This is a genomic window from Paenarthrobacter sp. YAF11_1 (assembly GCF_052113445.1).
GTDB lineage: Bacteria > Actinomycetota > Actinomycetes > Actinomycetales > Micrococcaceae > Arthrobacter.
The window spans coordinates 118,845-144,558 of the sequence record NZ_JBFRDF010000009.1; the positions used below are offsets into that span (position 1 = coordinate 118,845).

Consider the following 25,714-nt stretch of genomic DNA (forward strand, 5'->3'; position numbering starts at 1 on the left):
TTCCCGTCTCAGGCCATCATCAGGGCCTCGGCTTGTTCGGCCAACAGCAGACCTTCACCCACAGCGATATCGAGGACGCTCTGTCCGGACACAAGAGCCTTGTGGGCGATGTCGGCAGCAACGGCGTAGCCCAGCAGCGGAAGCAACGCTGTGGCTTGTGCTGTGGAGGCCCGTGCCCGGGACCGCAGCAAGGCCTCGTTCGCTTCGATGCCTTCAACGCAAAGGTCCCGCAGAACATCTGTCCCGTTGGTCAGCCAGCTCAGTGATTGCAGCAGGGCGTGAGCGATGACCGGTTCAAAGGCGTTGAGTTGAAGCTGCCCATTGTCTGCGGCCATGGTGACGGTGAGGTCGGCCCCGGCCACGAAGAAGGCTATCTGGTTGACGACCTCCGGAATCACTGGGTTGACCTTGCCGGGCATGATGGAGGAGCCCGCCTGCCGCGGAGGCAAGCGGATCTCGGCCAGCCCTGTTTGGGGACCGCTGGAAAGCAGCCGCAGGTCGCTGCAGATCTTGGAGAGCTTGATGGCGGTGCGTTTGAGCGCTCCGGAGAACGTCATGAACGCACCGGTGTCCCAGGTTGCTTCGACGAAATCGTGGGCGCGGACCAGTTGCACTCCGCTCACCGCTGAGAGCTTGTCGATGATGCGCTCAACATACAAAGGGTCGGCCGTGATGCCCGTTCCGATCGCCGTGGCGCCCAGGCTGCACTCGAGCAATAGGGCAGCCGCCTCGCGCAGACGCCGTTGGTCTTCCTCGAGTGTCACGGAGAACGCAGTGAACTCTTGACCGAGGGTCATCGGCACGGCGTCCTGCAATTGCGTGCGTCCAACCTTGGGGATGGCTGCGAAGGCCTGGCCCCGTTCGGCGAACGCTGCCGAAAGGAGGCCCAGGCGTTCCAGCAAGTCCTCCAGTGCGAACACCAGGGCCAGGCGCACCGCCGTCGGGTAGACGTCATTGGTGGACTGGCATTTGTTGATGTGCCCGATCGGATCCACTACGTCGTAGGAGCCGCGGGAATGGCCCAAGGTCTCCAGTGCGAGGTTGGCGATGACCTCGTTGGCGTTCATGTTGGTGGATGTTCCGGCGCCGCCTTGGATGACGTCCACGGGAAATGCGTGGTCAACGTCGCCGGAGGCCACAGTTTCGCAGGCCAAAGCAATGGCTTCGCCAATCTCGGCGGGGATCAGGCCCAGCTCGGTGTTGGTCAGCGCTGCGGCCTTCTTCACGAACGCGAGAGCGCGGACAAGGTGCCGGTGGGTTCCCAGTTGGATGCCGCTGATGGGGAAATTGAGGATGGCCCGTTCGGTGTGGATTCCCCACAGGGCGGATTTCGGGACAGCCATGGAGCCGAGGCTGTCGTGCTCGATTCTTAGTCCTGTGGTCATGAAGTAATCGCGATGACTTTGGGCTGGGTCATTTCCTCGTAGGCGAAGTGGACGCCTTCGCGGCCCATGCTGCCGTACTTGGAACCGCCGAAGGGCATGGCGTCGTGGCGGTAGTCGGAGGAGTCGTTGATCATCACTCCGCCTGCGTCAATCGCTTTGGCGGTGGCCAGGGCCCGGCCCAGGTCCTTGGTGAAAACCCCTGCCTGCAGGGCGTATTCGCTGTCATTGGCCAGTGCGATGGCTTCCTCGGCGGTGTCGAACGGCTCGACCAGGACGATCGGGGCGAACAGTTCCTCGCTCCAGGCTTCGCAGTTCCGGGGGACTCCGGTGAGAACAGCGGGTGTGAGGACCGGCCCGTTCAGGGTTCCGCCCGTGAGGAGTTGAGCCCCGGCGGCCACAGCCTCATCGATCTTCCGTTTCGCGTCGGCGGCGGAGGCATTGCTGATCATGGGCCCGACGTCGGTTTGTTCGCTTCGCGGGTCCCCGGTTTTCAGTGCAGCGGTTTGCACGACGAAGGCCTGAACGAAGGCGTCAAAGACTGATCGGTGGACAAGGATGCGCTGGGCACCGATGCAGTTCTGCCCGGCGGCCCAGAAAGAGCCCGAGACGCAGGCTTCGACGGCGGCTGGAAGGTCCGCGTCGTCGAAGACGATAACGGGCGCGTTGCCGCCAAGTTCCATGGACAGGCGCTTGAGGCCGGCGTTCGCAGCGATCGCCCGGCCGGTGGCGAAGCCCCCGGTGAAGGAGACCATGCGGACCAGCCTGGAGGAAATGATCGTTTGGGCGATCGTGCGGTCGCCCAGGACAACACTGACGAACTCCGCGGGCAGTCCGGCCTCACGCAGCAGATCCACCAGGAGGATAGCCGTCAACGGTGTCAGTTGCGACGGCTTCAGGATCACTGTGTTCCCGCCGGCGATCGCCGGTCCGAGCTTGTGCGCTACCAAGTTCAATGCGTCGTTGTACGGGGTGATCGCGGCGATGAGTCCCAACGGTTCACGGGTAAACCATCCCTGACGGTTCTCAGAACCGGCGAACGAGTCAAACGGGACCACTTCGCCAACGTTCCGGCGGGTTTCCGCCGCAGAGAGCTTGAGGGTGTTCACTGCACGGGAAACTTCCTTGCGGGCCTGCTTGATGGTCTTGCCGGCTTCGGCGACGATCAGCTCAGTTACCTTCTGGGAACGCTCCTGCAGAAGATCGGCGGCGGTATCCAGGATCCGGCCGCGCTCATGCCGGGGCATGGCGGCCGCTGCCGGAGCGGCCGCAGCCGCGCGGATAAGTTCTACGCGGACGTCAGCGTCGGAGCACTGGTCCAGTGTGGCCAGGACGGTGCCGTCAAACTTGTTGCGCACCACCAGATCCTGGATTGCCACCGGCGAGTTGGCTTCTGCAATCGCTGTTTCAGGCACGGACGGCTCCTTTGACGAATTCGTCGACGGCAATGATGTCGGAAATGAGGGCGTAAGCAGTCTCGACGCGACCAGCACCCGGGCCGGAAACTGTGACAGCCCCGAGCAAGTCGGTGGTGAAGGAGACGGCGTTGGTGGCACCGGAAATCCCGGCCAGCGGGTGGTCAGCCGGAAGGGCGATGGGCTGGACAGATGCGGTGATGCGGCCATCGCTTTCGCGGCGGGCTTCGCCGATCAGCTTCCAACGGAGGTCGTTTGCCAAGGCCTGGGCGACGTCGTCACTGGTGATGTCCTGAATGCCCGTGGTTTCCACGTCAGTGGGGTGGATGTTGGCGCCGAGAAGTTCGTTGGCCAAAATGGCAACCTTGAGCCGAACGTCGGAACCGCCAATGTCAGCGGTGGGGTCAGCTTCGGCGTAGCCGAGGTCCTGGGCTTCGGCAATGGCCTCGTCCAGGCGCAGACCGGCTTCCATCCGGCCCAGCACGTAGTTGCTGGTTCCGTTCAGGATCCCCTGTATGCCATTGAGTCCCAGGCCCCCAAGCATCTTGTGGGCCAGACGGATCACTGGCGTACCGCTCATGACGGCGCCTTCATACTCAAAGCGGACGCCGTTGTTTGCAGCGAGCTTGCTCAATGACGTGCCCTGCAGAGCCACCGGTCCCTTGTTGGTGGCGACCACGTGCTTGCCCGATTCGATGGCCCACTTCACGTGCGAGACGGCTGGTTCGCCGTCGACCGGGCTGGTGAAGGTGGCTTCGACGACGATGTCGGCGGGGCTGTTCTTGATGACCTCTTCGTTGCGGGGGTCGTGGCTGCCGCCCGGCAGCCCGTCGAAAGAAGACCCGCGAGGCATGGCCAAAACAGCGGCAAGATCAATCCCATCGCCCTGGACCAGCGAGCCAAAGGCGAGGTCGGTGATGGCTACGACGCGAAGCTCGAAGCCGAGGGAAGCGAAGCGCTGCGGTTCATCGCGGATCAGTTCTGCCAAGGCGCGGTTAACGCCTCCGAAACCGATCAGGGCCAGGTTGTAAGTAGTCACGGGATCTCCTTGGGTAGGGCGGTGATGCTGTCCTCTAAGCCTCAGTCCTTGGAGTGTCAGTTACCTATGTACGAATCGCTCGTCGGAGATGCCGAAACGCCCAATTGCGGGCAGTTTGATCCGTGGCCGCTTCAGATCGCGAGTACTACAGTGGATGTATGGCTGCAGGCCGCAATCCGCTCGATGAGCTGAGGGAAACCATTGGCCATCTGGCCAATCAACTCAAGCTGCCAGGTTCAGAACGCGTTGACGACCTTGTGGGTGATTTCATCGGTGCCCGGCCCGGTCCGGCACGGCCGTTGTCCGAGGTCCAGGCCGAGCTTGATGCGCTGGTCGGACTGGAGACCGTGAAGGAACAGGTCAGGGCCTTGGTGGCATTGCTTCAGGTCCAGGCACGTCGCAAAGCCCACGGACTGCCGGAGGTGGCCACATCCCAGCATCTTGTGTTTCTCGGAAACCCGGGCACGGGCAAGACCACCGTGGCGCGGCTCCTGGCAGAGATGTACCGTGCGGTGGGCCTGCTGCAGAAAGGACACCTGGTCGAGGTGGACCGTTCCGGCCTGGTAGGGCAGTACGTTGGGGCAACGGCCATCAAGACGGACCGGGTGATCCGGCGGGCGCTGGACGGCGTCCTGTTCATCGACGAGGCCTACGCGCTGGCCCCGGAGGACGGCCGGATGGACTTCGGCCCCGAGGCTATCGAGATCCTGCTCAAACGGATGGAGGACCACCGCCACCGTTTGGTGGTGATCGTGGCCGGTTACCCGCGCCTCATGGAATCCTTCCTGCTCTCAAACCCCGGGCTGCGGTCCCGTTTCGCCCGCGAGATCACCTTCCCCGACTACTCCGTGGACGAACTCGAGACGATATTCCAGCAGATGCTGGCCCAACACGAGTACACGCTGGAGCCAGGCGCGGATCAGATGTTGCGGCGCATCCTGGCCGGGCTTCACGCGGGCGAAGACTCCGGGAACGCCCGTTTCGCCCGCACCCTGTTTGAGCAGTCACTTAATCGCCAGGCACTGCGGCTGACGCGCGGCGACGAACAGAGTCTCGACGCACTCGACCGTGAAGCGGTCATCACGCTCACCGAGGATGACATCGTTGAGGCGGCTCTTGCCCTGGGCCAGGAGCCGCAGCCGGAACCTGCTCCGGAACCGGAGCCTTCACGCTGGTGGCGCTGGTTCGCCTGACGGCTCGTGCCGACAGAGCTGCGTCGATCCGGTGGTTGGCACCACTGCCCAGACCGGGTGGTGGTCATCAGGTCGACCTCCGTGCTTCACGCGTCCTAGCCCTTTTTGCGAAGCCCTGCCTGTTCGACGAGTTCGGTCAGCCACGGCCGGTGTCCCTGATGGAACACCATCCCATCCGGCAGTCCCTGCACGGTGGGGACCGAATCGGCAATGTCGATGGTCACCCTGCCGCCCGCCATGGGCGCGTTGGTGATGTGCAAGTCGCCGTAAGAGGCCGGCAGCTGGGGATCCATCCAGAATCCGCCGTGGGACACATGGGCGTCGTACCTCATGAGGCTCGTGATCAGCTGGATGGGTGAGGTGGCAGCCCAGGCTTGGGGTGAACAGGCTGTGGGGTAGGGCACGGGTTCGCTGTACTGCTCCCGGCTGAATCCACAGAACAGCTCGGGGAGGCGGCCTTCGGAGTGGTCGGCGGCATCGAGCAGGGCTGTAGCGATCCGTTGAGCTTCCTCTACGAATCCGTAGCGCATCAGCCCCGCCGCGATGACAGCGTTGTCGTGCGGCCAGACGGATCCGTTGTGGTAGCTGGCGGGGTTGTAGGCGCCCATGTCGGTTGCCAGCGTGCGCACGCCCCAGCCACTGAACATCTCAGGTGACATCAGCCGTTCTGCCACGAGCGGCGCCTTGTCCTCGTCCACTAGGCCGACCCAGAGGCAGTGCCCCATGTTGGAGGCGCACGCGTCCACCTGCTGCTTATTGCCGTCCAGCGCAATCGCGTAGTAGCCCCGGTCCGGCATCCAAAATTGTTCGTTGAAACGTGCTTTCAACCGGGCCGCGCGATCGGCGAGTTCGCGCGCCAACGGTGCGTCTCCGGCGTCGTACGCCATCCACGCCCGGGCCATGTACGCGTCATAGACGTATGCCTGGACCTCGCACAGCGCGATCGGCGGCTTGGCGAGCCGTCCGTCCGCGAAGTTTATCCCGTCCCATGAATCCTTCCACCCTTGGTTGATCAGCCCGCGATCATTGAGTCGCTCGTATTCGATGAAACCATCGCCGTCCCTGTCCCCGTAGTCCCGGATCCATTCGAGGGCACGGTCTGCGTGGGGGAGCAGGGCGGCGATGGTGTCCTTGGCGAAACCCCAGCGGCTCACCGAACCCAGCACCACCACAAACAGGGGAGTGGCATCGATGCTGCCGTAGTAGATGGACTTCCCGCCCAGGGCCAGGCTGCTGGAGACATCCAACCGGACCTCATGCAGGATCTTTCCCGGTTCTTCCTCAGTCGCAGGGTCAACCACCCTGCCCTGCCGCTCAGCCAAGGTTTGCAACGTTCCCAAGGCCAATGAGGGATCAACCGGCATGGCCATTTCCGACGCCCACAACGAGTCCCGACCAAACAGCGTCATGAACCACGGGGCTCCTGCGGCCACAACCACTCTTTCCGGGTGGGCAGGGTCCTCGATTCGAAGGGCCCCGAGATCGTCATAACTCCGCCGGAGTGTCCTTTCGATCGAGCGGTTACCCATCTGCAGAACGGGAATTTTGGCCACCCATTCCTGCCGGCGTCGATCGCTTCGGGACAGTTCGCCGACGGCGGGACGCACTACGGACCCTGCCAAAACCGCCCCTTCAGATCCGGGCGTGACGGTGAGTTCGGCGCTCCAGGAGCCTCGCGCCGGGATGGTTGTCCGGTAGCTGAAACCGTCACGGTCCGCTTCAGGGATGTCGGAACTTACGACGACGGACTTCCGGACGTCCTGCCAACGGGCGCGGATTGTCAGTGTGGTGGCATCGGCCTCGCGGCTTACCTCCCACTGCGTCTGCACGCGCGCTTCCTTCACTTCGAAGACATCAGCGAAGTCAGAACCTACGCTGATCGCGATGAGGCAATCTGCCGGCTTCGTAGAATAGTTGCGCACGGTGATGTGTTCCACCATGCCAACGCCCAACTCCCGGGTGCGTTCCACGATCAACGGGGTGTCCGCGTATCCATCGGACATGGTGATACGTCCGGCGAAGCCTGCCCTGTAGGGTTCCTTCGTTTGGGCTGTCAGGGGTTCCACAGACTGCCCGTTGACCGTCAGGCCCCACGCGGAGAGTATCCGGGTGTCCTGGAAGAACAGGCCGTGCGGATGATCCGGAGTGATATCACCGCTGGGCTGCGAGATACAGAACGAGGTTCCCTCCACCAAGGTCACTGTCCCGGCGCCCAGAGGGCCGGCGGCGGTATCGGCATTCCATCCGGCCATTTTCCGGGCTCCTTTGGCGGTCCTGCTGCGTCCTCGCTGTCCTGCTGCATCCCTAGAGTGACGCTACTCTTGCCAGGCGATGCGGGCCAGACCATAGAGGGACGCCTAACGGCTCAATTTCCGCCCACCCGGTTCTACCGGGTTGTCCCTCCTGTGTCCACACCGTGACCATTTCCACTCAAAGCTATCGTCGATTGTTGACAATTGTTAGGATGGGGCATGTGCTCTTCCAAAGACGGCGGGCATATTTACACGGGTCTGAGACCCAGAAGGAGCAGCAATGGTCAAGGCCACTGTCATGAAAAATGCCAACACCCAGAACCCCGGCGAACACCTTCCAAAGCCCACATCAAGCACTCCCGGTCAGACGGAAGTGTCACTCCGCCTGTGGGCCCGGGAAGGACTAAAGACCGGTATCTGGGAGGCGACCCCCGGTGTGTCCACGAGTACCAGGCCCGGCTATGACGAGATTTGCCAGATCCTCAGTGGCTCAGCGACCATCACCGAGGAAGATGGAACCAGCTTCGACGTCGGCCCCGGCTCGTTGTTCGTTACGCCGGCCGGCTGGACGGGAACGTGGACCATCCACGAAACACTGCGGAAGATGTGGGTAGTGGCCGACCTTCCCAAGGTCTAACAGCGAAGGTCCCATAGATGAAAGGAAGGGCCCGGTTCAGTGAACCGGGCCCTTCCTTTGATGCGGATAATCGATGAGGCCTAGGCGATTATTCCCGTTACTTCAGGCTTGGAGGTGAGGTCCTCCACGGCCTTGTGCATGTGGCGTTTGATGGCGTCCTGAAGGCCGCTCCGGTCACGTGCTTCGAGCAGGTCCAGAATCATCTGGTGTTCCTGCACCAGTGCATCGATACGCGGATAAGCCACTTCCAGGCTGAGGATACACATCCTGGATTCGGCAGCAAGGGTCTCGTAGATCCGGATCAGGCGCGTGTTTCCGGTTCCGGACACAAACGCCGTGTGGAACTGCATATCCAGCCGGGCGATAGCCTGCCAGTCCGAAGCTGCAACCTGCTTGGCCATACCTCGGATGATGCCCTTGAGTTCCCTGCACGTATCAGCAACCTGATCCGGCTCGGAATCCAGAAGTGTGCTGGCGGCAGCCAATTCCACTGCCTCGCGGACGGCATAGATCTCCCTGACGTCCTCTGTGGAGAGCTCCAGTACGAAGACGCCCCGGTTGCGCTTGCTCACCAGGATGCCCTCCTGGCACAGCCGCTGCAGTGCTTCGCGGAGCGGGCCCCTGGACGTGCTGAGCTGACTGGCCAGTGCGGATTCGTTGACTTGCTGTCCAGGCCTGAAGGCTCCCTGGACAATAAGCTCCCGCAATTGGTCAGCGATCAGCTGCGCCGTGGGCCGGCCCTCCAGAACGAACATTCCCTCCGGTGCCGCCATTGACATCCCCTCATTCCATGCTCGGCAAGTTGAATCTATTAGACCGCTACTGCGGTGTACTTGTATTCCAAAAACTCTTCAATCCCAATTTTGCCGCCTTCGCGGCCCAACCCTGACTGCTTGACCCCGCCGAACGGAGCGGCGGGATTGGACACCAGGCCCGTGTTCAGTCCGACCATGCCAACTTCCAGGTCAGCCGAGAACCGCAATGCCTTTTCCATGCTCTCGGTGAACACGTACCCCACAAGGCCCCACTCAGTGTCATTGGCCAGGCGGAGGACTTCGTCTTCGCTGTCGAACGCCGTGATGGCAGCTACTGGGCCGAAGATTTCCGTGGACATCAACGCGGCGTTGGTAGGCACATCCATCAAAACGGTGGGGGAGTAGAAGTAGCCCGGCCCTTCCGGACGGCTTCCGCCGGTGAGGATGCGCGCGCCCTTGGAAACGGCATCTGCAACAAGGCTTTCGACCTTTTCCAGGCCCTTCTGCTCAATGAGGGGTCCGACGTCGGTCCCTGCCGAAGCGCCATTGCCCACCTGCAATTCTGACATCTTTTTGGAGAACTTCTCGCCAAACTCTTCCACCACGGAACGGTGGACGAAGAAGCGGTTGGCTGCCGTGCACGCCTCTCCCATGTTCCGCATCTTTGCTTTCATGGCTCCATCTACAGCCTTCTCAATGTCTGCATCCGCGAGGACGATGAAGGGGGCGTTGCCGCCCAGCTCCATGGAGGACCGCATGACGTTGTCCGCAGCCTGCCGCAGGAGAACCTTACCCACCTCGGTAGAACCGGTGAAGCTGATCTTGCGGGCGATCCCGCTGTCCGTCCAGGTCCGGACCACGCCGGAAGCGCTCGACGTCGTCACAACGTTCAGCACGCCGTCGGGAAGTCCTGCTTCCTTGAAAATCGCCACGAGCGCCAACGACGTGAGGGGCGTCAGCTCCGCCGGCTTGAACACCATGGTGCAACCGGCAGCCACTGCCGGCGCGATCTTCCGCGCGCCCATGGCGAGCGGAAAGTTCCACGGCGTCACCAGCACGGAAGGCCCAACGGGTTCCTTGGTAATAAGGATGCGCGTGTTGCCGTCCACGGAGGAGGCGTTGTCGCCACCGATCCTTACTGCCTCTTCGGAGAACCAGCGGAGCATCTCGGCGCCATAAGCCACTTCGCCCCTTGCTTCGGCGAGGGGTTTGCCCATCTCGGCAGTCATGATTGCTGCCAATCGATCTGTATTGGCGATGACGAGGTCGAAGGCGCGGCGGAGAATGTCTGCGCGCTCACGGGGAGTGGACTTCCCCCACGTTGCCTGTGCGCGTCCTGCAGCTTCGATGGCCAAGGCTGCATCTTCAGGGGTGCCATCGGCGACATGCGCAATGACATCGTTCGTGGCGGGATTCTCCACAGCAAAAGTGGCGCCGTTTGCAGCCTTCTGCCACACGCCGTTGATGAATAGATCGGTCTGCAGTGTTGCGGGGTCAAAGGAGGTGGTCATGATGGCTCTTTCAGTGGTCGTCAGGTTAGGAGGTGGCCGCTTTGAGTGCTTGCGTGAACCTGGTCAGGCCGGCTTGGATTTCGTCGCTTGTGACGTTCAACGCGGGGATGAGGCGGATGACGTTCCCGTGCGGCCCACAGGTGAGGAGCAGGAGCTCTTCCTTGATGGCGGCCTGTTGGACAGCCAAAGCAGTGGTTGCGTCCGGGGCCTTGTCAGCGGCTGTGAACTCGACGCCCTGCATCAGGCCCCGGCCCCGCACATTGCCAATTCCGGCGAACTCGGTTTGCAGCGCCTCCAGGCCAGTCCGCAGTTCGTCGCCGCGAAGAAGCGCGTTTTCCACGAGGTTTTCGCGCTGGATGACGCCAAGAGTGGCGACGCCGGCGGCTGCGGCCACAGCGTTTCCCCCATACGTTCCCCCTTGGGAGCCAGGCCAGGCTTTGCCCATCAGCTCTGCTGAGGCGGCGATTGCCGAGATGGGGAAGCCGCTGGCGAGGCCCTTGGCGGTAATGACGACGTCGGGCGTGATTCCGGCCCAGTCGTGACCCCAGAATTTACCGGTGCGGCCTACCCCGGCCTGGACCTCATCAAGAATCAGCACTATGCCGTGTTGATCTGCTCGTTCACGCAGGCCTTGGAGGAAGGCCACGGGGGTGGGGATGTATCCGCCGTCACCAAGCACTGGTTCGATGATGAAGCCGGCAGTGTCGCTGGGGGCGCTGATGGTCAGCAGGAGGTGGTCCAGTTCCTTCAGGGCGAAGTCGACGGCGCTAGCTTCGTCCCAGCCGTACCGGTACCAGTGCGGGAACGGGGCGACATGAACCCCACCCATGATGGGGGAGAACCCGGATCGGAACTTGGTGCCGGCCGTCGTCAGGGATGCCGCGGCGACGGTCCGGCCGTGGAACCCTCCCTGGAAGGAGATGATGTTGGGACGGCCGGTGGCCATACGCGCCAGGCGGATGGAGGCCTCAACAGCTTCGGAGCCTGACGTGGCGTAAAAGACGCTGTCCAAACCCTGTGGCAATACGGTGCCCAAGAGTTCGGTGAGTTCCAACAGCGGCTTGTGCATCACCGTGGTGTATTGGGCGTGGACAATCTTGCCCACCTGTTCACGGGCTGCGGCCACAACATCGGGGTGGCAGTGACCGGTGCTGGTCACACCTATCCCGGTAGTGAAATCGAGGTATTTCTTGCCGTCGGTCGCGTGGATCCAGCTGCCGGCCGCGTGGTCGACAACCACAGGGGTGGCTTGCTTCAGGATAGGGCTAAGTGTTGCCATGGCTTCATACTTTCTTAGGAACTGTAGATTGTCAACAATACGCGATCGATAGGGTATTCCCCCGCCGAGGCGGAACTCTTCAGGTCTCTTGGAACCTCTGTGGCCGAAGGAAGTCCAAGCCGTCAAACCAGCGCTTGCCAAGTGCTTCGCTGGCTGCAATTTCCCCGTAACCGGAAGCCATCTTGAAACCGGCTCCCGAGAACCCGGTCGCGGAGTAAATCCGGCTGGACTCGCCGAGGAAGCCCATCAACGGCTGCGAGTCCGAGGTGAAGAGGTCCGGGAAGGCATCCGAGCGTACGATGCTTGGGACCAGGCCAGGGAAGAACTCCGAAACTGTCTCCGTGGTTTCAGCAATCTCTGCAGGTGTTAGATCCCGGGGCACTGAGTCGGCGGCGGGAGTTGGTGCTCCACGACCATCAAGCGTGGCTTTGACGGTGACGCCATCCACTGCCGGTGCACCGTACATAGAGCTATCGCCGGAAATCCTGATGAAGATCGGAAATTTCTCCGGTGAGAATTGTTCTGCGTCACGGGCGACGAACCATGACAGGAAGATCCTCTTGGTTTCGGTGTGAGCCCTGAGGTATTCAGGCATGAGCTGCTTGGACCAAGCGCCCGAGGCGACGATGGCTCGTTCGAAGGTCCAGGATTTTGTCCCCGACGTGATAACGACGCCGTCGTCGGTTTCAGTGATGGTATCGATCGGCGTGTTGCTGTAGATGGTTGCGCCGTTGGCCTCGGCTGCGGTGATGGCGGCGGTGATGGCGCGGTCCGTTCGCAGGGCGCCGGCCTTGGGGTCGTAGACGGCCATGTCGTCGGCACGCAGATTGTGTTGCGGGTAGCGGGTGGCCATTTCCTCACGGCTGAGGATCTCGTGGACGGCTCCGGTGATTCGTGTGGTCTCAAGCAAGCTCTGGAGGTATGGTCCGTCGGTGGTGCCGATGGAGAGTCCGCCACAGCGAGTGAGGATGTCTTGCCCGGTCTCCGCTTCGAGTTCGGCCCAGAGTTCGCGGGAGCGGCTCAGGATGGGGTAGTAGGCAGGGTTGCCGCGGTAAACCATCCGGAAGAGCCGGGTGTCTCCGCCGGCGGCACTTCGTGCGTGTGCAGGGGAGTGCGCTTCAAATCCCACGACGGAATCGGTGAGTCGGGAGGCTTGCCAGAGGGCCATGCTGCCGATGCTGCCCAGGCCGATGATTGCGAGTTTTCCGTCCATGATCAGAGGACCTGCTTGAGGAAGGATTGGGTGCGGGGTTCCTTGGGGTTGGTGAGGACTTCGCGGGCGTCGCCGCGTTCTACGACGTTGCCTTCGTCCATGAAGATCAGGGAGTCGGCAACTTCGCGGGCGAAGCCCATTTCGTGGGTGACGACCACCATGGTCATGCCTTTTTTGGCGAGGTCTTGCATGACGGCCAGGACTTCGCCGACTTTTTCGGGGTCCAGGGCGGAGGTGGGTTCGTCGAAGAGGATGATTTCGGGGTTCATGGCCAGGGACCGGGCGATGGCGACGCGTTGCTGTTGTCCGCCGGAGAGTTCGGCGGGGTAACGGTCGCCGAAAGCGCCGAGGCCGACGCTGGTGAGCAGTTCCTGGGCTTGCTTGGCTGATTGTTTTTTGTCGGCGCGTTTGACAAGGACAGGGCCGGCCATGACGTTCTCGCGGGCGGTCATGTTGGGAAAGAGATTGAACGACTGGAACACCATGCCCACGCGGGTGCGCTGTTGGGCCAGTTTTTTCGGTGGGAGGGCGTGGTAGGCGGTGTCGGTTTCGTAGTAGCCGAAGTCTTCGCCGTTGACTTTCAGGATGCCCGAATCGACGGTTTCGAGGCCGTTGATGCAGCGCAGCAGGGTGGACTTGCCGGAGCCGGAGGGGCCAATAATGCAGCAGATTTCTCCGCTGGCGATTTCAAGGTCGACATCTTTGAGGACTGTTTTGGGTCCGAAGGATTTCCGGATTTTTTGGGCCTGGATGGTGCCGTCAGCGTTCATCGTGCTATCCCTTCCGGTGCGGTGAGTGTCACTTTGCGGGCTTTGCGGGGGACCCGGGCGGAGGTGTGTGAGTACTTTTGCTCGAGTTTGGACTGGGGGTAGCTCAGCAGCATGGTCATCACGAGGTACCAGAGGCTGGCGACGATCAGCAGCGGGATGGTTTCGTAGGTTCGGGCGTAGATCAATTGGGCGCTTTGGAGCAGTTCTGCTACGCCCAGGACGCTGACCAGGGAGGTGCCCTTGAACATGCCGATGACCTGGTTGCCGGTGGCGGGGATGATGGACGGCATGGCCTGGGGGATGATGACCTTGCGCATTTTCATGGCCCCGCTCATGCCCAGGGAATCGGCCGCTTCGATTTGGCCTTTGCCGACCGAGGAGAATCCGCCGCGGATGATTTCGGCCATGTACGCGGCTTCGTTCAGGGTCAGGCCGATCAGGGCGGCGGTGATCGGACCCATCAGGGCGTTGGTGTCGATCGCGGTGCCAATATCGGTGAACGGGATACCGATGCTCAGGTTCGGGTAGAGGGCCGAGAGGTTGAACCAGAAGATCAGTTGGACCAGGACCGGGGTGCCGCGGAAGATCGTGATGTAGACCCCGGCGAGGGCGGCGATGGGTTTGATGGTGGAAGCCCGCATGATGGCCAGGCCCAGTCCGAGGAGGGTGCCCAGGGCCATGCTCGCCACGGTGAGGAAAATGGTGAGCATCAGCCCGCGCAGGATGGATTCGTGGGTGAAGTACTTCGCTACGACATCCCACTTGAAGTTCGGGTTGGTCGCGACCGAACTGAGGACGCCGATGCCGACCAGGATGCACACGACCCAGGAAGCGTACTCAAACGTGCTGCGCCGCTTCAACCGCGGCTTCAGCGCCGAATCCAACCCGCTCATCGCTTTACTTCTTTCCATAGTCACTTGCTTCATAGGAGCGCCCACTAGTTCAGCTTGGCGTCAGTGATGGCTCCGGATTCCAGCCCCCAGTTGTCGAGGGACTCTTTATACTCCGGGGTCTGAAGGACGGACTGGAGGGCTGCCTGGAAGGCCGGGACCAGCGGTGAACCCTTCTTCAGGCCGATGGCCGTCAGGTCGCTGGAACCGACGTCGACCCGACCGACGAGGACGAAGGAGCCCGGCTGCTGCTTCTCGGCCCATCCGAGTGCGGTGGTGTCATACAGAATGCCGTCGATGCGCTTGGAGTGCAGCTGGGTGAGCGCGTCCTGGACGTTGGGCAGCGTCACACCGTTGATGGCCGGCTGTCCCTTTGACGTGCAGGTCTGCTCGCTCAGCGCGGGGAGGCGCTTGAGCTGGCCCGTTGATCCCTGGGTTACGGCGATGTTCTTGCCGCACAGGGTCTCTACCGTGAGGTTGAGCGGGTTGCCGGCGGCCACAGCCACAGAGTTGCCGGCCTTGAAGTAATCGATCATGTCCAGGACTTTCAGTCGTTCTTCAGTCTTGGACATGGTGGTGGCGGTGAAGTCGAAGCGACCGCCATCGAGCCCGGGAACAATCGTGTCGAACTTCGTGTCCACGAACTTCAGCTTCAGGTCAAGCTTCCTTGCAATGAGCCTGGCAATGTCCGGGTTGAGGCCAATCGCAGTTGTGTTGTCTTCAGCCAGGAACGTGGTGGGCGGGTAGTGAAGGTCCATGGCGACCGTCAGCTCGCCTTTGTCCTTGATGGCCTGTGGCAAGAGGGCCACGGCAGCTGAATCGGGCTGCACGCCTTCGGATATGTCTGTGGTGTCGGCAGTCTTGCTGCTGTCCGCGGAGTCGCTGTTGGCGGCGCCTCCACAGGCGGTCAGCGCCATCAGAACGGCAAGTCCAGCAGCGGCGGTCTGCGCCTTGGTTCGGATCTTCATAGTAGTTCCCTTCGAGGGAGTCGGGCGGTGGGGAGGGGGAAGTCTTGAGTTGAAATGTGATCCGGATCTCTCCGTCATCTAGTGCAATGCAACCCCCTCAACAGTAGATTGTCAACAATTTACAGAAAACTTTTTTGACCCCGCTCACTCAGTTGAGAATCATTCTGGATGTACGCCGTAACTGTTGACAATTGACAATTTGGCGTCCTAGAGTCGAAGCAATGGTCGAGCAGCTTCCCGGCCCGCCCTGCAGGACATTGCGGTGCAGCCCCATCGAATCCGGCACCTTCACATACGGCCGGACCGCCCCCATCCCCAGACACCTGACAAGAAACGGAATCGACATGGCAGAGACAAACTTCCGGCCGAAGTACATCTCCTTTGATATCTACGGCACCCTGATCAACTTCGACATAGATCCCACCACCCGGCGTCTGCTGGATGGACGTATCTCTGAAGAACAGTGGCCCACGTTCAAGAAGCAGTTTCGCGGATACCGCTTTGACGAAGTCCTCGGTGACTACAAGCCATACGAGCGGATCCTCCAGGACTCTTTTGACCGCGTGTGCAAGCGCTGGGGGATCGGACCTACCGAAGGCGCCGGCGCAGCTTTCGCTGACGCAGTCCGCGGCTGGGTTGCCCATGAGGACGTGCCGGCCCCGCTGAAGCTGATGGGTGACAATTACCAGCTCGTGGCTCTGTCCAATGCGGACACCAGCTTTCTGGACATCAGCATTCCCAAGCTCGGCGCCAACTTCCACTCCGTCTTCACTGCCGAGCAAGCCCAGGCGTACAAGCCGCGCTACCAGGCCTTCGAGTACATGCTGGACACCCTGAACGCCAAGCCTGAAGACTTCCTGCACATCTCCTCACACACCCGCTACGACATGCATCCCATGCACGACATGGGCTTCCGGAACCTCTGGATGCTGGACCGCGGCTACGACCCCATCGGTCATGGCTACGACCTCAGCACTGCGAAATCCCTGGACGAGATCAACAAGCACCTCGGACTCTAGAACGACTACGAGGCGAAAGGCCACCCCGTGAAACTTGTTCCCTACTGGCTTGATACTGCAGAGCCATCCGGCGATTACCGCCGAACACCGGTCCCGGAAAATGTTGATGTTGCGATCATCGGCGCGGGCTTTACGGGGCTGTCCGCGGCCCTTGAATTTGCCAAGCAAGGAGCCAGCGTGGCTGTCTTCGAGCGACACACTGTTGGCTGGGGTGCGTCGGGCCGTAACGGGGGAATGGCTACCACTGGTTTGGCCATTGGTTTCAGTACCGCAGTCAAACGCTACGGGGCGCCCCGCGCGGTTGAGATGTTCCGCGAGTACAACGACGCCATCGAAACCATCGAGAAGCTCGTCCACGACAACGGCATCGACTGCGACTTCAAGCGCTTCGGCAAGCTTTCGCTCGCGTTCCACAAGTCACACTACGATGGCTTCCTGAAGTCCCAGGAGCTGCTTGCGAACCTTGTGGATCACCACGTAAAAGTCATCCCGAAGGCAGAGATCCACAGCGAAATCGGGACGGACTTCTATCAGGGGGCCATGATGGATCCCCTGGGTGCAGGCCTGCATGTGGGCAAGTTCGTTCACGGGCTGGCGAAGGTGGCCGCCGACCACGGCGCAGATATCTGCGAAAACGCAAGTGTCACGGAGCTGAACAAGGTTTCTGGTACGGTGCACGACGTCCACACCACCCGGGGCATTACCCGTGCAAAGCAGGTCCTGGTGGCCACGAGCGGCTACACGGGCAACGTCACCCCGTGGCTGCAGCGCCGTGTGATTCCGGTAGGCAGCTTCATCATCTGCACTGAGCCACTGTCCGAAGAGGTGGTCAACCGCATTCTTCCCAACAGGCGCCAAGCATCTGACAGCAAGATGCTCACCTACTACTTCCGCATTACCCCGGACAACAGACTGCTGTTCGGTGGGCGCGCCCGCTTCGCGCTGTCCAGCCCGGATTCGGACGTCAAAAGTGCAGAGATCCTGCACAAGGCAATGACCGAACTTTTCCCCTATCTGTCCAAGGCCAAAGTGGACTACATCTGGGGTGGCCTTGTGGACCTTTCCATGGACCAGATGGTGCACGCCGGCGTTCATGACGGGCTGTTCTATTCGCTCTGCTACAGCGGCCATGGCGTACAGATGGCCGCCCATATGGGCAAGAAGATGGCCCACTACATGGCCGGAGATAAGCAGGCGAATGTGTGGGAAGACCTGAAGAACCCGCCTGTGCCCGGCCACTTCGGCCCGCCGTGGTTCCTGCCTTTCATTGGTGGAGCCGCGAAGATCATCGACCGCATCAAATAGGCAGGGCAGGACCCATGAGTTCATCGACCAAAGTCGCTCAAGCGCGCCCAAAAACACGGCAGGAGACCGCCTACAGGCGGGCAAGTATCGCCGCCCTGCCCGGCGGTGCTTTCCTGGAGGGCCGTTGGGAGACGGCTGACAGGATCCTTGAGGTCCGGGATCCCGAAGACGGCGTTCTTCTGGGGACAGTGTGTTCCTCCACTCCACAGGATGTACGGCGGGCGGTTGCCTTCATTTATCGCCATCTACAAGAATTTGATTGGACTCTCCGGGAACGGCGGGAGGCCTTGGACCGTGCTGCGGTGTTGCTCGCGGAGCAAGGCGGGCGGTTCGCGGAGATCATTGCCGCGGAAAGCAGCAAGACCATTACCGAGGCTGAGCGTGAAGTGCGCCGGTGCATCGAGACGTTGCGACTATCCGCTGCTGCGTCCAGCGAACTTGTCGGAGAGACTCTGGCGTTTGACGACAGTGTCGCCGGGGCCAATAAGATCGGCTGGTACATCCGCAAACCCGTGGGCATTATCGCGGCCATCACCCCCTTCAATGATCCGCTCAATCTTGTAGCGCATAAGCTGGGCCCGGCGTTGATCGGAGGCAACGGCGTCGTACTTAAACCCTCAGGACGCACACCGCTGACCGGGCTTGCCTTCATCGAACTGTTGTTGGAGGCGGGCGTTCCTGCCGGTCGACTTGCCGCCATCGTTTCGGGACCGGGTGTTTCGGAGGCGATCGTGACCGACCCAAAGGTTGATCTCATCTCGTTCACGGGCGGACCGAATACTGCCGACCGTATCGCTGCCGCCGCGGGAGCGAAGAAGATCCTCTCTGAACTCGGCGGCAACAACGCAACAATCGTCTGCGCAGACGCTGACGCCAAGGCCGCCGCCCAGGCGATAGTTGCCGGCGCATTCGGAGTGGCAGGGCAAAATTGCCTGTCGGTGCAGAGGGTCTACGTTCACATCTCACTGTTCGATCATGTCCTCGAAGAGGTGGTCGTTGGGACCCGGGCGCTTCGCGTCGGGGCCAAGTTCGATCGCTCCACTGACGTCGGACCCTTGATCAGCGAGGCTGAGGCCCGCCGCGTGGAGGAATGGGTGGACGAGGCCAAGGCACTTGGCGGGACCGTCCACGTGGGTGGGCAACGCCACGGCGCGTTCTACCAGCCGACCGTACTCACGGACGTGCCCGCAGATGCGCTGGTCATCCGCGAGGAAGTGTTTGGCCCGGTGGTCAGCCTCATGCCGTTCATCCAGGTCAGCGATGCCATCCTGGCCGCCAACGACTCCGATTACGGGCTGCAGGCCGGTGTCTTCACGGAGTCGATCGAGCTGGCCCTGGCCATAGCCGACAAGCTGCACGTGGGTGCCGTGGTGATCAATGAGACCAGCGATGTCCGGATCGATTCCATGCCCTTCGGCGGGTTCAAGAAGTCCGGCGTGGGCCGCGAAGGCGTCAAGCACGCGGTACGCGAGATGACCGAACCCAAAAGCACCATCATCAAATTGGCCGAGCCGGCCACACGCTGGCAGCAGCTCAATGCCACCTCAGAACGGAATGCATCATGACGACCCACAAAATCGCAGTTATCGCGGGCGACGGAATCGGCAAGGAAGTTGTTCCCGCCGCCATCGAATGCCTCGAACGGATCGCGCAACTCCACACCATCAACCTCGAGTTCACCCACTTCGGCTGGGGCTCGGACTACTACGGAGAGCACGGGCGAATGATGCCGCTGGACGGGCTGGAACAGCTGGCGCAGCATGATGCCATCTTCCTGGGTGCAGTCGGCTCCCCGGAGGTTCCGGACGCCGAATCCCTCTGGGGACTCTTGATCCCCATCCGGCGGGAGTTCCAGCAGTACATCAACCTGCGTCCGGTGAAAACGCTCGACGGCGTCAAATCACCACTGGAGAACAAGGCACCAATCGATATTCTCATCGTGCGTGAAAACAACGAAGGGGAGTACTCGGAGGTCGGCGGCCGCGCCTACCGCGGGCTGCCCCATGAGACAGCCGTCCAAGAGACCATTTTCACCCGCCTGGGGGTATCGCGGGCCGCTCACTATGCCGCTTCGCTCGCCTCATCCCGAAAAGGTCACCTGACATCGGCAACCAAGAGCAACGGCATCATCCACACCATGCCGTTCTGGGACGAAGTAGTGGAAGAAACCACCCGCCTCTACCCTGACGTGACGCTGACCAGCGAACTGGTTGACGCGCTGGCTGCCCACTTGGTTTTGAAGCCCTGGACCTTCGACGTCATTGTCGCCTCAAACCTGCTGGGCGACATTCTCTCCGACTTGGGCAGCTCCGTCACCGGTTCCATCGGCGTAGCCCCCAGCGCCAACCTCAATCCGGATGGTGACTTCCCGTCCCTCTTCGAGCCGGTCCACGGGTCAGCCCCGGACATCGCGGGCAAGGGGCTGGCAAACCCGGTTGGCCAGATGTGGTCAGGGGCAATGATGCTCCAGCACCTGGGCCACCCGGAAGCGGCCGGGCACCTGCAATTGGCCTTCGAGTCAGTGTTGCGGGAGGGCCTGGGCACCCGCGACGTTGGAGGACCCTCGTCCACTTCGGAGTTCACTGCCGCCGTCCTGGCTGCCATCGACGTCGTGGCGGCCGTCGGCCGGTCGGAAGCCGTCGAAGCAGCGAAGCCAGCGGCAGCAGCGGCGTCGTAAACATGAAGACCGCCAACGCTCAACGGCCTATAGTTGCTGTCCTGTACCGGGAGGCCCTGCCGCCCCGATTAGACGAGATCGAAGAGCTGGCCGACGTCCGCCTCACCACGGCAGAGGGCCTGGCTGTTGCAATGAACGGCGCGGATGTGCTGTATCAATGGCACTCCTTCTCACCTGCACTGCGCGAGAACTGGGCCGCAGCCTCGACGCTGAAATGGGTCCACGTTTCAGCGGCCGGCGTCAGCCAGCACCTGTTCGATGAACTGATCAACAGCGACGTCGCCTACACGAACTCGCGCGGTGTCCTCAGCCGCGCAATAGCGGAGTTCGCGCTGGGGTTTGTCCTGGATATTGCGAAGGATTCGCAGGGTTCGTTGAAGCTTCAGCAGGGCGGGCGCTGGCAGCATCGGGTCACCCGCAAGGTCCAAGGCCAGCGTGCGCTGGTAGTAGGAACGGGCTCCATAGGGCGGGAAATTGCGGCATTGTTCAGTGCCGTTGGCCTACGGGTCAGCGGTGCTGGGCGCAGCAGCCGGCCCGGGCATGGGTGCTTTGAAGAGATCCACTCTTCGCAACGCCTGGCCCTGGTTGTCCGCGACTTTGACTACGTTGTGCTGGCAGCCCCGCTGACCGACGACACCAGGCACTTGGTGGACGAGGACGTCCTTTCAGCCATGCGGCCCACGGCCCACCTCATCAACGTGGGGCGCGGGGAACTGGTGGACACAGACGCTTTGGTGGACGCGCTCGGCTCGGGATCAATAGCCGGCGCGGCACTCGACGTGGTCCACCCTGAACCCCTGCCCGCGGAACATCCGCTATGGAGCATGGACAACGTCATCCTCACCCCTCACATGAGCGGCGACACCGAAGACTACCTCGACGATCTGGGAAAGCTGTTCGTGGCAAACCTCCAACGGTTCAGCCGGGGTCAACCACTGCATAACGTCGTGGACAAAAAACTCGGGTTCGTTCCCGCTCCTTCAGCCCCCTAGGACACCGGACCGTCATGCCCTTCAGCGGGCCTGTGACCGGAGATCGCGGCGCGGATATCGCCTTCTTCGTGCCCGTCCTTCTTCTTGCCGAACGGCAGCACCTTGAGCAGCGGGTGCAGGATGACCATGATGACCAGGCCCCAGATGGCGCCAAGAATGGCCGAGCACAGCGTGTTGACCAGCCAGGCAAGGAAGCCACCTACAGCGGGGATTCCGGCAAAGGGCGTCTCGAGGACATGAACCAGGTCATACGGGCCGTGCCAGCCGAGGTCGTGTGCCCCTTGCAACATGATGTGGCCACCAACCCAGAGCATGGCGATGGTCCCGATGAGGGTGATTGCGGCCAGAACGGCGGGCATTCCCTTGACGAGAAGCCGGCCGAAGCGCTGGGAGCCCGCGGAGTCCTTGGTGGTCAGGTGCAGGCCGATGTCGTCCATTTTGACGATCAGTCCAACGGCGCCATACACGATGACCGTGATAGCGATCGCTACGACGACGAGGATGAGCGCCCGGACCCAGAGGGACTCAGTGGCTACCTCGTTCATGGCGATCACCATGATTTCGCAGGACAGGATGAAGTCGGTGGTGATGGCTCCCTTGGTGACCTTGGCCTCGGCTTCAGGGCCGCGCTGGACAGCAGGTGTCTTCTCGGCAGCAGCATGGCCCCGGAGTTTGTGCCAGACCTTCTCGGCGCCCTCGTAGCAGAGGTAGGAACCGCCGAGCATGAGGATGAACGGAATGATTCCCGGGATGAAGGCGCTGACGAGCAGCAGCGCCGGCAGGATGATCACCAGTTTGTTGCGCAGTGAGCCCCAGAAGATCTTTTTGATCATGGGCAGTTCGCGGGATGGGTCAGCTCCGGACACGTACTGCGGGGTGACAGCGGCGTCGTCGATCACGACGCCGGCAGCTTTGGCCCCGGCCTTGGCTGCTCCCGCTGCGATGTCGTCCACTGAGGCAGCCGCGATGCGGGCCAGAGCAGCAATGTCATCCAGCAGGGCGACGAGACCGCCGCTCACAGAGCTGCTCCATCCTGCTCAAGAGCGGATGGCTGGGCATGGAAAGCTGGTACGAGGAGCATGAAAGGCATGCTCGGATTATACGTTGGCTGGTAAAACCGGGGGTGGGCGTGACGCGCCTTAACTGCGACATTGCCACGTGAAATTAACCTGGCTTTGCCCTCCCTGTATCGCCGCGGGTGCGCCACCTATGCTGGCTTCATGTCAACTGATGAAGAGAAGGATCCGCCCGTACCTGCCGACCTTGAGGGCAAGAGGCCGAGAAAGGTCCACGATGCGCCACGTCAAGACGAACATGAAACAAGCAAGGAAAAGCCTGACGACAATTAGTCCCCCGGGGCCTCAATGGAGTGTTGACAGACTCGAAGTAACGCGGGTAACCTAAGTCACATGCCCACTTAGTAACGCGCGTTACCAGCGCTGCCTTACCAGGCAGGTCAGTCAGACAAAGAAGGTCTGGCGCAACACTCAGAACACCGAAGGACACCGGAGCATTCGATGGCGAAAAGCACCACCCCCGGCAACACCGCAGCTGTCCGGCAGCGCGGAGTCACCATGAAAGACGTCGCCGACCACGCCGGTGTTTCCCGGACTGCTGTTTCCTTTGTGCTGAGCAACCGCGAAAATGCCAGCATCTCCGAGGAAACCCGCACCCGGATCAACGATGCCGTACTGGAATTGGGCTACCGCCCCAATGCCGGTGCCCGTGCGCTGGCATCACAGCGCACGGACTGGTACGGAATCGTGACGGAGATCGTCACGGCACCCTTCGCCGTTGACATCATCAAGGGCGCGCAGGACCAGGCCTGGCTTGACCGCCGGTTCCTGCTCATCGCGCCATCGGACCAAGCGGATGCCGTAGGACCCAACCAGGGCCTGGAGGATGCTGCCATCGAAAAACTGTTGGAGCAACGGGTGGAAGGACTTCTCTACGCAGCCACTTTTCACCGGGGCGTCCGGGTTCCGGTGAGCGCCAACGAAGTACCCACCGTCTTGATCAACTGCTTCGACGCTGACGGAAAGCTGCCCTCGATCGTCCCCGACGAGCGTGGGGGCGGCCGCGTCGCCGTCGAGCGTTTGCTTCAAGCCGGCCACACGCGGATCGGAGTCATCAATCTTGACCCGGTTATTCCTGCTGCAGTGGGGCGGTTGGCGGGTGCACGCGAAGCACTCGCCGCCGCCGGACTGGAGCTCAACCCCGAACTGGTGGTGTCCGGATACGCAACGGCGGATGGCGGCTACGATGCCGCGTGCCGGATTCTGGACCGTTATCCACCCAAGGACAGGCCAACTGCGCTGTTCTGCCTCAATGACCGTATGGCGATGGGCGCTTATGACGCCATCAAGGAACGGGGCCTGACCATCCCCGGGGACATCGCTGTGATCGGCTTCGACAACCAGGAACTGATTGCGGCCTACCTCAGGCCAAAACTGACCACGGTTGCGTTGCCTTTCGAAAAAATGGGCGCCCTGGGCGTCCAAACGCTAGCCGCTCTTACAGCAGGACAGCCGATCATTGCCGACCAGCAATTGGTCGGCTGTCCGCTGCTAGAACGCTCTTCGGTCTGACCGCGAAATCAACGTCGAAGAGCAAACCCCTTACCCACCCCTTCACCTTGGACGATGAAGACAGGAAAGAGATAACCATCATGACACACCCCCGATTCAGGGCTGCCCGAATGACGGCAGCGAGCCTCGCAGTGGGCGCTATGCTGCTTACCGGCTGCACGGCCAACGTCTCCAAGACAGGCACTTCCGACGCCGGAGCGAACGCCAGCGCGTTCCTCACCATTCCGCGCGAGGACATGGGCACGTTCGTGCAGAACTTCAACCCGTTTGCTCCCACGGTGAACCCCATGGTTCAGCAGTCCATTTACGAATCCCTCCTGATCTTCAACCCGGCCAAGGGTGATACTGTGCCGTGGCTCGCTACGGAGTGGAAGGCGGCCGAGGACGGCAAGTCAGTCACGTTTACCCTCCGTGACGGTGTGAAATGGTCCGACGGGCAGCCCTTCGTGGCTGACGATGTTGCCTATACGTTCGAACTTCAGAAGAAGATCAAGGGCGGCTTCGAGTACTTGGACAGCGTTACCGCCGAGGGCAACAAGGTCACCTTCAACTTCAACAAGCCGTGGTCGCCGGCCCTTTACGACGTCGGCCAGCTCACCATCCTGCCCAAGCACATCTGGTCTGCAGTGCCGGATCCGGAAAAGGACGCCAACGCCAAACCCGTGGGCACCGGACCGTACACAGAGGTAGACAGTTTCCAGGCCCAGTCCTTTGTGCTGAAGAAGAACCCCAATTATTGGCAGCCGGAAAAGCAGAAGATTGCCGGCATCAAGTTGCTCGCCTTCGCAGGAAACGACGGTGCCAACCTCGCCGCAGCGAACGGCGACGTCGACTGGGCCCCCCAGTACATCCCGAACATCGAAAAGACCTTTGTCTCCAAAGACAAGGAACACCGTCAGTACTGGTTCCCGGCTACGGGTGCCATGATCAACTGGCAGCTCAACACCACTAAGGCGCCTTTCAACGACGTTGATGTCCGCAAAGCACTGAGTATGGCAGTGGACCGCGAGCAAGTCACCAAGATCGGCATGAGCGGTTACGCCAAGCCGGCCGACTGCACCGGACTGTCAGGCAACTACGAGACCTGGAAGAACACCCAGGTCAAGGACAACTGCACGTGGACCAACCACGATGTCCAGAAGGCCAACGAGCTGCTGGACAAGGCGGGCTACCCCAAGGGAGCTGATGGGAAGCGCACGCTGAAGGACGGCAAGCCTTTCGAATTCAAGATCTCCGTGGGCGCCAGTTCGTCCGACTGGCTGTCCGTGGCCAACGTCATCTCACAGAACCTGGCCGAGGTTGGAGTCACAACCAAGGTGGAGTCTCCTGATTGGGCCGCCGTGGTTGCCGGCTATGAAACCGGTGACTTCGACTCCGGCATTGTCTGGAGTGCCAACGACCCCAGCCCGTACAAGTACTTCAACACCTCCATGGGCACAGGCACTGTGAAGCCCGTTGGTACCAAGACGTTCGACAACTACCACCGGTTCGGCGACACCACGGCGGATGCCCTGCTGGCCGACTTTGCGGCGGAGGCTGACCAGTCCAAGCAGAAGGACATCGCCAACAAGCTGCAGGAAGAGTACAACGACGTCGCACCGCTGGTGCCGCTGTTCTCCGGCCCTGAATGGGGTGCCTTCAACGACACCCGCTTCACCGGCTGGCCCACCGAGGGCAACCCTTACGCCACGCTCTCGGTCCGGTCACCTACGACGGTGCTGGTTCTGACCACGCTGGAACCGCGCAAGTAACGACTCGTTCGCATGAGGCCCAGTCGGGCCTCACAGCGCACGCCCGGCGGTTCTACGCCGTTGACCCTGCCGACCCCG

21 protein-coding genes are annotated in these 25,714 nt (G+C 61.7%); 9 read left to right on the forward strand and 12 right to left on the reverse strand.

The genetic code is table 11. The features are described 5' to 3' along the window. Positions 1-8 precede the first annotated feature (8 nt). From AB4Y77_RS15045 to AB4Y77_RS15055, 3 genes are read right to left on the reverse strand one after another with little or no spacing between them, the layout of a single operon-like run. A complete protein-coding gene (locus AB4Y77_RS15045) occupies positions 9-1,385 on the reverse strand; it encodes an aspartate ammonia-lyase (protein ID WP_442014487.1) in 1,377 nt (458 codons plus the stop codon). Further along, entirely contained in the window at positions 1,382-2,797 is a 1,416-nt protein-coding gene (locus tag AB4Y77_RS15050) for an aldehyde dehydrogenase family protein (RefSeq protein WP_442014488.1), read from the reverse strand. The genes AB4Y77_RS15045 and AB4Y77_RS15050 overlap by 4 nt, the downstream gene beginning before the upstream one ends. After that, positions 2,790-3,836, reverse strand: coding sequence for a homoserine dehydrogenase (locus AB4Y77_RS15055; protein ID WP_442014489.1), 1,047 nt, complete (start codon positions 3,834-3,836; stop codon positions 2,790-2,792). Before AB4Y77_RS15055 ends, AB4Y77_RS15050 begins: the two co-directional genes overlap by 8 nt. Before the next feature lie 158 nt (positions 3,837-3,994). Here AB4Y77_RS15055 and AB4Y77_RS15060 point away from each other — a divergent pair, with 158 nt between their 5' ends. Beyond that, a complete protein-coding gene (locus AB4Y77_RS15060; protein ID WP_311212189.1) occupies positions 3,995-5,029 on the forward strand; it encodes an AAA family ATPase in 1,035 nt (344 codons plus the stop codon). A 95-nt stretch (positions 5,030-5,124) separates the two neighbouring features. Here AB4Y77_RS15060 and AB4Y77_RS15065 read toward each other — a convergent pair whose 3' ends face one another. Further along, the gene (locus AB4Y77_RS15065) at positions 5,125-7,281 is read right to left on the reverse strand and encodes an amylo-alpha-1,6-glucosidase (protein ID WP_311212188.1); all 2,157 of its coding nucleotides are present in this window, start codon (positions 7,279-7,281) and stop codon (positions 5,125-5,127) included. 280 nt (positions 7,282-7,561) lie between these two features. Here AB4Y77_RS15065 and AB4Y77_RS15070 point away from each other — a divergent pair, with 280 nt between their 5' ends. Continuing rightward, positions 7,562-7,918: a cupin domain-containing protein gene (locus AB4Y77_RS15070; protein ID WP_311212187.1), complete on the forward strand. Its 357-nt coding sequence runs from the start codon at positions 7,562-7,564 to the stop codon at positions 7,916-7,918. Positions 7,919-7,998: 80 nt separating this feature from the next. On the opposite strand, the gene AB4Y77_RS15075 is transcribed toward AB4Y77_RS15070, so the two are convergent. The 7 genes from AB4Y77_RS15075 to AB4Y77_RS15105 form a co-directional block, all read right to left on the reverse strand. Beyond that, the gene (locus tag AB4Y77_RS15075) at positions 7,999-8,691 is read right to left on the reverse strand and encodes a GntR family transcriptional regulator (protein WP_311212186.1); all 693 of its coding nucleotides are present in this window, start codon (positions 8,689-8,691) and stop codon (positions 7,999-8,001) included. Positions 8,692-8,729: 38 nt separating this feature from the next. Then, a complete protein-coding gene (locus AB4Y77_RS15080; RefSeq protein WP_311212185.1) occupies positions 8,730-10,184 on the reverse strand; it encodes an NAD-dependent succinate-semialdehyde dehydrogenase in 1,455 nt (484 codons plus the stop codon). 25 nt (positions 10,185-10,209) lie between these two features. Next, complete coding sequence (locus AB4Y77_RS15085) at positions 10,210-11,463, reverse strand: aspartate aminotransferase family protein (RefSeq protein WP_311212184.1); 1,254 nt, start codon at positions 11,461-11,463, stop codon at positions 10,210-10,212. Between the two features lie 79 nt (positions 11,464-11,542). After that, a complete protein-coding gene (gene solA / locus AB4Y77_RS15090; protein WP_311212183.1) occupies positions 11,543-12,676 on the reverse strand; it encodes an N-methyl-L-tryptophan oxidase in 1,134 nt (377 codons plus the stop codon). A gap of 2 nt (positions 12,677-12,678) precedes the next feature. Beyond that, positions 12,679-13,446 carry an amino acid ABC transporter ATP-binding protein gene (locus AB4Y77_RS15095; RefSeq protein ID WP_311212182.1) on the reverse strand — a complete coding sequence of 256 codons (768 nt, stop codon included), beginning with the start codon at positions 13,444-13,446 and terminating at the stop codon, positions 12,679-12,681. Continuing rightward, positions 13,443-14,339 (reverse strand): amino acid ABC transporter permease, encoded by an 897-nt coding sequence (locus tag AB4Y77_RS15100; RefSeq protein ID WP_311212181.1) that lies wholly within the window; start codon positions 14,337-14,339, stop codon positions 13,443-13,445. Before AB4Y77_RS15100 ends, AB4Y77_RS15095 begins: the two co-directional genes overlap by 4 nt. Before the next feature lie 44 nt (positions 14,340-14,383). Next, positions 14,384-15,304, reverse strand: coding sequence for an ABC transporter substrate-binding protein (locus AB4Y77_RS15105; protein ID WP_311212180.1), 921 nt, complete (start codon positions 15,302-15,304; stop codon positions 14,384-14,386). Between the two features lie 344 nt (positions 15,305-15,648). Here AB4Y77_RS15105 and AB4Y77_RS15110 point away from each other — a divergent pair, with 344 nt between their 5' ends. From AB4Y77_RS15110 to AB4Y77_RS15130, 5 genes are read left to right on the forward strand one after another with little or no spacing between them, the layout of a single operon-like run. After that, positions 15,649-16,323 (forward strand): haloacid dehalogenase type II, encoded by a 675-nt coding sequence (locus tag AB4Y77_RS15110; protein ID WP_311212179.1) that lies wholly within the window; start codon positions 15,649-15,651, stop codon positions 16,321-16,323. A gap of 27 nt (positions 16,324-16,350) precedes the next feature. Continuing rightward, entirely contained in the window at positions 16,351-17,628 is a 1,278-nt protein-coding gene (locus AB4Y77_RS15115) for an NAD(P)/FAD-dependent oxidoreductase (RefSeq protein WP_311212178.1), read from the forward strand. A gap of 14 nt (positions 17,629-17,642) precedes the next feature. After that, positions 17,643-19,193, forward strand: coding sequence for an aldehyde dehydrogenase family protein (locus AB4Y77_RS15120; RefSeq protein WP_311212177.1), 1,551 nt, complete (start codon positions 17,643-17,645; stop codon positions 19,191-19,193). Beyond that, the gene (locus AB4Y77_RS15125) at positions 19,190-20,305 is read left to right on the forward strand and encodes a tartrate dehydrogenase (RefSeq protein WP_311212176.1); all 1,116 of its coding nucleotides are present in this window, start codon (positions 19,190-19,192) and stop codon (positions 20,303-20,305) included. Before AB4Y77_RS15120 ends, AB4Y77_RS15125 begins: the two co-directional genes overlap by 4 nt. 2 nt (positions 20,306-20,307) lie before the next feature. Next, on the forward strand, positions 20,308-21,297 hold the full coding sequence (locus AB4Y77_RS15130; RefSeq protein ID WP_442014490.1) for a D-2-hydroxyacid dehydrogenase: 990 nt from the start codon (positions 20,308-20,310) through the stop codon (positions 21,295-21,297). On the opposite strand, the gene AB4Y77_RS15135 is transcribed toward AB4Y77_RS15130, so the two are convergent. After that, complete coding sequence (locus AB4Y77_RS15135) at positions 21,294-22,316, reverse strand: DUF808 domain-containing protein (protein ID WP_311212174.1); 1,023 nt, start codon at positions 22,314-22,316, stop codon at positions 21,294-21,296. The two genes, AB4Y77_RS15130 and AB4Y77_RS15135, sit on opposite strands and share 4 nt — an antisense overlap. A 498-nt stretch (positions 22,317-22,814) precedes the next feature. On the opposite strand from AB4Y77_RS15135, the gene AB4Y77_RS15140 reads away from it, so the two are divergent. Together AB4Y77_RS15140 and AB4Y77_RS15145 are read left to right on the forward strand one after the other, a co-directional pair. Continuing rightward, a complete protein-coding gene (locus AB4Y77_RS15140) occupies positions 22,815-23,885 on the forward strand; it encodes a LacI family DNA-binding transcriptional regulator (RefSeq protein ID WP_311212173.1) in 1,071 nt (356 codons plus the stop codon). A gap of 80 nt (positions 23,886-23,965) precedes the next feature. After that, positions 23,966-25,636, forward strand: a complete 1,671-nt coding sequence (locus tag AB4Y77_RS15145; protein ID WP_442014491.1) for an ABC transporter substrate-binding protein — start codon at positions 23,966-23,968, stop codon at positions 25,634-25,636. Positions 25,637-25,714 lie beyond the last annotated feature (78 nt).